Genomic DNA, 8,341 nt, shown 5'->3' on the forward strand with positions numbered 1-8,341 from the left:
TGGCACACCGAGGATGTCGTAATAACCGCGTTGAGATGTGGCCATCAGGGTCTATCCGTGGAGAATCATTCGATGCGCGCAGACGAAGAGTGCAATCCTTTCCGGAGCTTACGAGGTCTCCGGACGCATTGCAAGCGAACACATGGTTTTTCTCTTCGGCCGCCATTGTCCTTATGAAAGAGATAAGAGAGCCCAGAGCACAGTCAAGTGGCAGAGGTGAAGGGCGGGTCGAAACGGCGGTGGTCAATGAAGAGATGCAATTTATCGACTGGGAAAAAGAGTGTCACTGCCTGTCCTTGAATGCTGTCAGTGCGGCGGGCCGTACGGACCACGAGGCGAAGCTCACCGACACGGCAATGCAGGAGTAGGTCCGCCCCGAGATCCTCCACCAGTTCCACCATTCCCGTTACCTGTGCGGCTTCCGTCGACTTTCTGAGCGTGATGTCTTCCGGGCGGATGCCGACTGTAACGGCGGAGTGTTGTGTTGGTTGAGGTGGGGCCAGTCTTGCCGGGAGCGGGACGGTTAGGTCGTTGCTTTTGAAGACGGTCTTTCCGCCTTCTGTCATGAAGCGACCTTCCCAGAGGTTCATCGGCGGGGTGCCGATGAAGGAGGCGACGAAGGGATCGGCCGGGGCGGTGTAGGTGCGTTGCGGATCATCCGTCTGTCGAATACGCCCACCCTCGATGACGACGATGCGATCCCCCAGCGTCATCGCTTCCACTTGGTCGTGGGTGACATAGATCATGGTGGCCTGCAGGCGCTGCTGCAGCTTTTTGAGTTCGATACGCATCGAGGTGCGCAGTTGCGCATCCAGGTTGGAGAGCGGTTCATCAAAGAGGAAGAGCTTGGGCTTACGCACGATGGCCCGCCCCATCGCGACGCGCTGCCGCTGTCCTCCCGACAGGTCTTTGGGTTTGCGATCCAGCAGCGGCTGGATGTCCAGCAACTGCGCGGCTTCGGCGATGCGGGTTTCAATCGTGTCGCGCGGGACTCGGCGCATCTTCAGCGCGAAGGCGAGGTTCTCGCGAACGGAGAGGTGCGGGTAGAGGGCGTACTGCTGAAACACCATTGCGATGTCGCGCTCCGCGGGCGGCAGGTGATCGACCTCCTTCCCGTCGATGAGCACCTGCCCCGACGTCTGGGATTCGAGCCCGGCGATGATGCGGAGGAGCGTCGATTTGCCGCAACCGGAAGGTCCGAGCAGAATCGTGAAGCTTCCATCCGGAACCTGCAGCGAGATATCGCGCAGCACGGGCTGGTCACGGAACGATTTTGAAATGGTACGCAGGTCTAGTTCAGCCACAGAGACTCCTGCAAAATAACGGTGTGCACAGAATGTTCAAAAAGGCTATCCAGCAAGGCCAAACGAAGCACGTCGACTGAGGCGTACCCTTGCAGTACGTCGCAGGGCGGCGTGCGTAGGAGAACGCCGCTGGCAGCCCTTTTTCAACATTCTGCTAACCTTTCACGGCGCCGGCGGACAATCCGCTCACGATCCATCGTTGGCATAACAGCACGACCACGATCAAGGGAAGGGTCGCCACCACGGAGGCTGCGGCCAGCTCTCCCCAGGGCATGGTGAATTCTCCCTGGAAGAGGGCGATGCCCACGGGCAATGTCTGTTGCTCCGGTTGGGTGAGAATCAAAAGGGCAAAGAAGAATTCGTTCCAGGCATAGATCAGGATCAGAATCGAGGCGGTAAAAATCCCCGGTGTTGCCAACGGCAGTGTGATGCGAAGCAGGGTGCCCCAAGGACCACATCCGTCAACGCGTGCGGCATCTTCGAGCTCGGGCGGCAATTCTTTGAAGAAGCTGGCTAGAATCCAGATCGCCAATGGCAGGGTGAGGGCCACATAGGGCAACACGACGCCCCAACGGTGGTTGAGGCCGCCGATTGCGTCGAGCAGTCGCCAGACGGGCCCGGCGATGGCCATCTGGGGAAACATCGAAACGCAGAGCAACACGGCCAGAATCCCTTGTTTGCCGGGGATGGTCAGCCGGGCCAGCGCGTAGGCTGCCGGGATGGCGAGCAAAAGGGCGAGCAGCGTGGTGGAGCCGGCAACCACGACGCTGTTCAGCACGTAGTCGAAGAGATGGTGGTCGAAGAGGGCGGAGCGATAGAATCCCAGGCTGCCTGATGGCCACCAGGCGGGAGGAGCGGCTTCGATCTCATCTTGCGACTTGAACGACGTGAGGACAAACCAGAGGAACGGCAGCAGACTCAGTCCCACCGTAGCGATGATGCCCAGCGCGAGGAGGAGCCGTCGATTCATGGTTGTCTGCGCTCCAAGAGACTCGACCCGATGGCGCGCAGGTAGGTCAACGACAACGCCAGGATCATCAGGAACACGGCCACGGAGACGGCAGAGCCATATCCGATCCGGCCTTCCGTGAACAGGGTTTGGTAGCCATAGAACTGCAGCACCTGCGTGGCGTCGCCAGGGCCGCCTTGGGTCATCACAAACACCAGATCGAAGACACGAAACGCGTCCATGGTCCGAAATAAGAGCGCGAGCAACAGCGCCGGTTTCAGCAGCGGCAGGGTGATGTGCCAAAACCGCTGCCAGGCGGTAGCGCCATCGACACGTGCGGCGTCGTAGAGATCGTCTGGAATGACCTGGAGGCCGGCCAGGATCAGCAACGCGGCGAAGGAAGATGTCTTCCAGACATCCGCCAGCACCACGATGCCGAACGCTACGCCCGGATAGGCCAGCCAGGGGACGTAGTCGGTGACGTGTTCGCCGAACACCAATAAGTTTGCGAACCCGTATTGGTCATTGAAGATATAGCGCCACAGTTGCGACGCGACGACCGTCGGAATGGCCCAGGGAATCAGGATGGCCGCCCGCACGAGACCGCGTCCACGAAATCGCTCATGAATCACCAGCGCGATGATCAGCCCGCAGGCCAACTCCAGCAGCGTCGAGAGAACGACGAAGGCAAGGGTGACGGCCAGCGCCTGGTGCGCGACCGGATCGCGCACCAGCGTCAGATAGTTGTCCGGGCCGACGAACGGACTGCCGAGTTGCGGCAGCCCGATGTAGATGTTGTGCAGGCTGAGCCAGAGCGAATCCATCACGGGGTACAGTGCGAAGAGCATGGTCACGAGCAGCGCCGGAGCGACCATGGTCCAGGCCGCGAGCTTCTCGCGATGTCGCAGGATCAAGGAGGCGTGGTTCATGGGACAGGCTCCGTCAGGGACAACAACCGATTGATCTGGGCATCGGCCACCGTTGCTTCGTGCGCAAGATCGAGGTCGTCGATGGCAAGGGCGCGGCTGAAATATCGTTGCAGTGCATGCGAGATGGCCGGATACAGGGGGGAACGCGGCCGGGCCGTTGCGGACCGGAGGACGGCGAAGTGGTTACGGAGTTGCGGTGCTGCCGCCAGCAGGTCGGGATCGGAAAACAGCGACTGACGGGAGGGTGCGATGCCGGCCTCCTGTGTGAATTTCTTTTGCATGGCCTGGCTCGACAGAAACTCGATGAGCGCCCAGGCTTCGTCTGGATGCTGCGAGTAGGCGCTGATGCCGTAAAGCCAGCCGCCGAGTGCTGCGGTCGTGCGTCCCGGAGTGAACCCGGGAAGCGGCATCACAGCGACCTGCCCGGCGACGGTGGAGCGAGTCTGGTTGTTGGCCAGTTCCCAGGCGTAAGGCCAGTTCCGGTGAAAGACCGCATGGCCCTGGAGAAAAACGGAGAGGGATTCCGGTTCTTGATAGGTCAACGCCGCGCGTGAGGCGAGCCGGCCGATCACCCGGTCACGAACGAACTGCACGGCGGCCATCGCTTCGGGTTTAGCCAGGGCCGAATGTGTTCCGTCCGCGGTCAGCAGGCTCCCGCCGTGGCCGTCGATGAATTCCACCATGTTACAGACGAGGCCTTCGTACTGCTTGAATTGGGCCGTGTACCCGCGTAGCGTCGGATTGCGCGGTTGCTCCCCCTCAACGATGGTCTCAGCCTGCCGGGCCAGTTCGTCCCAGGTCGTCGGCGGGGCGAAGCCATACTTGGTCAGCAAATCCGATCGGTAGTAGAGCAGCCCGGCATCGATGCGGCTCGGAACGCCGTAAAGATGGTCGGCATATCGGCCGACTTCGATAGTGGCGTGGAGAAACTCCTCGCGCATGGCCGGAGGGAATCGCTCATCGAGCCGACGGGCCCAACCGGCTTCCGCAAACTCCGGCACCCAGATCACATCCATGAAAAAGACATCGACCGTGGCGTCGCGATTTTTCAACTTCTGCGTCAGGAGATCGTGATAGGCGGTGGAGCTGTGCGGGGCCAGTTCGCGCACGACCGAAATATCAGGATGGGTTTCGGTGAACTCGGCGAGGGCTTCGTCCCACACGCGAGGGTGATCAGGTTTCCAGGAGACGAAGCGTAGCGTAATGGAGGCCGTCTGCCCCTTGGGCGGCGCTGCAGGCTCGCCGGCGATCGAATCGTTGAGTGGTGGACCGAAGAGAACCAACCAGGCAAGGAGTAGGGCCGCACGGCGGTGACGTTGATGACTGCCACGCGACGGATGGCGTGGTACGGACTGAAGACACGAGTATGTGAAAAAGGCGCGCACAATGCGACGCATGACAACTCTAGCTTATACACAGTCCATCCGGTCTGTGCAAAGGCGCAGGGCTTCAGCTGTCGAGGAGATGCGGCGGCGTGGCTTTCGCGGCACGTGTCCGGAGGTCGCACTGCGCTCAGATCCGAACTGCAGACACAGTACAGTCGGGCCCGTCCTGGCGTCTTGACTGAATGGAATCTTATCCCCGAGATCATCGGCCGGAACCTGAGCGTCAGGTATTTGGCCTCTGGAACCGGGTGCACATTCTCTACCATTCCTGAAGTCTCAACCCTACACCGGCCGCCGAAGCCGTGGTGGAGGTACACGTAAATCCTCATGAGATAGCACGATTTCTTCACGCACTTCTGTTTGGCATGATCACTGCTCTTAATGAGTCCGGCCGGGACGGTGGTTCATGTCACGAGATGCCCTGTGAGCCGCTTTGCGATTGGCGAAAATGGTATTCCCTTACGTCGCACGTGGGAGGTCATATGAAACGAGGTCTGCGCCAGTGGTTTTCTTTACCTGTGGGTGTCCTACCTCGGATGCTGGTGACTCTTGCCGTGATGCTGATCGGAAGCCTGATGCTGCTTTCCGAAGCCCAGGCCTTACAAGCCAGTCCGACTAGTTTGACCTTTCAGGCCGTACAGGGTGGTCCCAATCCACCCAGTAAGACGGTGAAGGTCTATAAGAGCAGCAGTCGAAAGGTCAGTTGGAGCGGGAAGGACAATGCCGGTTGGCTGAGTCTTTCTCCTACGTCCGGCACTCTGGGAAGTTCCACGCAGGTGACGGTGTCCGTCAATATCAGCGGGCTGGCCGCCGGGACCTATTCCGGAACGGTGACGATCACGACCAGCAGGGGAAGCACCGTGGCGATACCCGTGACGCTCAAGCTCTCAGCCGCGACTTCTTCAACCACCACCGGCACGACAGCCGCTCTGGCGTGGAATGCCAATGCTGAAAGCGACTTAGCCGGATACAAAGTCTATTCCGGGACCTCTTCCGGCCAGTATGGGGCATCGGTTGACGTGGGGAAGGCCACGTCCTATCAGTTTTCGAACCTGAAACTCGGAACGACCTACTACTTTGCCGTCACGGCGTACGATGTGAACGGGAATGAGAGCCTCCGTTCCAGTGAAGTGAGCAAGAGTATCTATTGACGGGAGCCTCGCCGGACGATCACCCGGCGTTCAGGCCGAGCCTAACGCGGGGTGGCGGTCTTGGCCTTTGCCATCATCTTGCAGTAGGAGCAGGTGTCGGCGGTGGTGGGTTGTCCGCAGGATTGGCAGGGGTGGAGCGTTCGCTGATCCTTCTCGGCCATGGATTCCGTGGCGGGCTCCGGCTTGGTTTGCTTCTCTAGGAACCCCCAGTAAAAACGTTGCTTCGTGCCGGGCGATTCCGTTTCCAGCCGGTTGAGGACCTCTTTATAGAGGATCATTTTGGATCCCTTAGCCATCGGGCATTCTTCGACGATGTAGTCGATGCGATTGACGACCGCGTAGGCGGCGATTTCCCGTTCCGACAGGCGGCAAAGCGGTTTCACCTTCTTGGCGAACCCTTCGACGGAGGCCGGCAAGGTGGGGCTTTGCTTGTCCAGATATTCATCCTGCCAGTGCAACACGTTGCCTAACAGGCGGGCAGCTTCGTCGTCGAGATTGTGGCCTGTGGCCATCACGTCGTAGTCCTGTTCTACCGCGGCGCGATTGAATTGGTACCGTTTGATGGTCCCGCAGGTTGAACAGGTGGGACGATGAAGAATGGTGGCCAATTCACGAATGCCGGCGCCGGCTTCCTGCTCAACGACATGCACGATCAGTTTGGCGCCATGGGCGGCGGCCACGGTGTCGGCATAGTGGCGCACCTTCCGGTTCGACTCCTCGGAGTAGCCGCCGATGCCGAGATTCACATACAGCGCGTCGGCGCGGTAGCCGAGGGTCAGCAGGATATGCCACAGAGCGAGGCTGTCTTTACCGCCGGAGACGGCCACAAGGATGCGGTCCTCGGGCGTAAACATCTTGAACGACTTGATCGCGCGTGCGACCTGCTCGTGCACAAAGGTCGTAAAGCAGCCTTTGCAGAAGGCGGCATTGTGCCGGGGTAGGCTGATGACCGCTCTCATACTCGTGGGGCATTTTGTGCAGTTCATGGGTACAACAGTGTTGAGCGGTTAGTTGTGAGTATTGAGTTGAATGGAACCAGAGACCGAACACTCACAACTCAGCACTCATGACTCAGACTGAGCCGCCGGAAATGACCGGCCGGATTTCAATCTGATCGGCGTCGGCAAGCATTTCATCTTCCGTGACGAGTTCATCGCCCCTGATGACGAGATGCGCCTCAATCACCAGATTGAGTTCGCGTAACAACTCCTTGGTGCGTTTGGGCCCTTTGATTTCAACCTGGCGTTGTGGGTGGCTGAGATGAACAAGCATGCGCGATGATACGGCTGAGTTGTGCGGGATTGCAATCCGGTCGGGATGCGGTTGCCTGGATGTACGCTGGTGCGGTAGGACAACAGCGGTTGGAAGGGGACGGGCACATGGTGTGCGACGAGCTGCCGTCGGCTACTTGATGCCCGCGATGATCTGGTAAATCAGCAAGCCGACCACGCTGAGGAAGAGGAGGGCGGACCCGATTGCGAGACGCTTATATTTTTGATTTTGGAGATCCAGCTCGCTGAACGTTTCGTCTTTCCATTCGAGGTTCTGCACTTTCACGAGACCTCCCTACCTTCCTGGTGGTTGCTGCCTTCCCATCCCGTTACATGCGGATGAATGTATGAGTGTGTCGAAAGTGAGCGTTCGCCTTCAGGCGGTCCCCAATACCCTGAAACGATTACGTGAAATTTATACTTTGTCGTACTTGCGAATAGCAAGGAAAGATACTGGACAAAACTCACGTGTCACCGGAGATTTGTCCAGTACGTTGTTCTTGAAGTATCGCTCCCCCGGAGGAACGTGAGGAACTGAGCGTATGCGGTGCTGCCGCGCGATTTCCCTGAGGCGCTCCGGCGGGGTGCTAGATTTCCGCGTCGCGCAGGGCCTTCGCCGCTTCTTCCGGGGAGACCGGGTTGATGTAAAATCCGGTGCCCCATTCAAATCCGGCCACCTGGGTGAGTTTGGGGATGATCTCAATGTGCCAGTGATAGTAGTCCCCGGTTTTTTCGTGCAGCGGCGAGCTGTGCAGGATGAAGTTATAGGCCGGTCGAGCCAGCACGGCGTCCATTCGCCGTAGCGCTTCGCCCAGCATGGGCGCCAGAAATTCAAACTGCGTGCGCTGACATTCTTCGAAATATCCCGCGTGACGCTTGGGGAGGATCCACATCTCAAACGGAAAGCGCGGCGCGTAGGGGGTCAGACAGACAAATTCTGGGTTCTCCAATACCACGCGGGTGCCTTCCGTCGATTCCTGTCGCAGGATGTCACAATAGATGCAACGTTCTTTCTGCTGGAAATGCTGCCGGCAGCCGTCGATTTCCTCCAGGACGCTGGTGGGCACGACGGGCAGGGCGATGAGCTGAGAGTGGCTATGCTCCAACGTGGCACCCGCCGTGGCGCCCTGATTTTTAAAGATCAGAATATATCGCAGCCGCAGATCCTTCTTAAGGTCGAGAATCCGGTCACGATAGGCCCAGAGCACATCCTCCACCCGGTTTGCCGGCAGGTCGGCGAGGTGTTCCTTGTGATTGGGGGTTTCGATGATGACTTCATGGGCGCCGATCCCGTTCATGCGGTCGTAGAGGCCGAGGCCTTCGCGTCCCATATCGCCTTCGACATGCAGCGC

Annotated in this window: 9 protein-coding genes; 1 reads left to right on the plus strand and 8 read right to left on the minus strand. The window is 59.3% G+C overall.

All coding sequences use genetic code 11. The features are described from left to right. Positions 1-203 precede the first annotated feature (203 nt). The 4 genes from ACILSL_RS26030 to ACILSL_RS26045 all read right to left on the minus strand — a co-directional run bounded on the left by ACILSL_RS26030 (position 204) and on the right by ACILSL_RS26045 (position 4,345). The gene (locus tag ACILSL_RS26030) at positions 204-1,304 is read right to left on the minus strand and encodes an ABC transporter ATP-binding protein (protein WP_395734998.1); all 1,101 of its coding nucleotides are present in this window, start codon (positions 1,302-1,304) and stop codon (positions 204-206) included. 154 nt (positions 1,305-1,458) lie between these two features. Next, positions 1,459-2,274 carry a carbohydrate ABC transporter permease gene (locus ACILSL_RS26035; protein WP_395734999.1) on the minus strand — a complete coding sequence of 272 codons (816 nt, stop codon included), beginning with the start codon at positions 2,272-2,274 and terminating at the stop codon, positions 1,459-1,461. Further along, positions 2,271-3,182, minus strand: a complete 912-nt coding sequence (locus ACILSL_RS26040; protein WP_395735000.1) for a carbohydrate ABC transporter permease — start codon at positions 3,180-3,182, stop codon at positions 2,271-2,273. The genes ACILSL_RS26035 and ACILSL_RS26040 overlap by 4 nt, the downstream gene beginning before the upstream one ends. Continuing rightward, a complete protein-coding gene (locus ACILSL_RS26045; protein ID WP_395735001.1) occupies positions 3,179-4,345 on the minus strand; it encodes an ABC transporter substrate-binding protein in 1,167 nt (388 codons plus the stop codon). The genes ACILSL_RS26040 and ACILSL_RS26045 overlap by 4 nt, the downstream gene beginning before the upstream one ends. 704 nt (positions 4,346-5,049) lie before the next feature. On the opposite strand from ACILSL_RS26045, the gene ACILSL_RS26050 reads away from it, so the two are divergent. Then, positions 5,050-5,718 carry a BACON domain-containing protein gene (locus ACILSL_RS26050; protein WP_395735002.1) on the plus strand — a complete coding sequence of 223 codons (669 nt, stop codon included), beginning with the start codon at positions 5,050-5,052 and terminating at the stop codon, positions 5,716-5,718. Between the two features lie 41 nt (positions 5,719-5,759). On the opposite strand, the gene ACILSL_RS26055 is transcribed toward ACILSL_RS26050, so the two are convergent. The 4 genes from ACILSL_RS26055 to ACILSL_RS26070 form a co-directional block, all read right to left on the minus strand. After that, complete coding sequence (locus ACILSL_RS26055) at positions 5,760-6,704, minus strand: ATP-binding protein (protein ID WP_395735003.1); 945 nt, start codon at positions 6,702-6,704, stop codon at positions 5,760-5,762. 85 nt (positions 6,705-6,789) lie between these two features. Further along, positions 6,790-6,990 carry a MoaD/ThiS family protein gene (locus tag ACILSL_RS26060; protein WP_395735004.1) on the minus strand — a complete coding sequence of 67 codons (201 nt, stop codon included), beginning with the start codon at positions 6,988-6,990 and terminating at the stop codon, positions 6,790-6,792. A gap of 132 nt (positions 6,991-7,122) precedes the next feature. Further along, positions 7,123-7,275 carry a hypothetical protein gene (locus ACILSL_RS26065; RefSeq protein WP_013249900.1) on the minus strand — a complete coding sequence of 51 codons (153 nt, stop codon included), beginning with the start codon at positions 7,273-7,275 and terminating at the stop codon, positions 7,123-7,125. A gap of 301 nt (positions 7,276-7,576) precedes the next feature. Further along, the coding region (locus tag ACILSL_RS26070; protein ID WP_395735005.1) for a DUF4931 domain-containing protein at positions 7,577-8,341 on the minus strand (765 nt) is incomplete at its 5' end.

This window comes from Prosthecobacter sp. (assembly GCF_044222345.1).
In the GTDB taxonomy this organism is placed as follows: Bacteria; Verrucomicrobiota; Verrucomicrobiia; order Verrucomicrobiales; family Verrucomicrobiaceae; genus Prosthecobacter.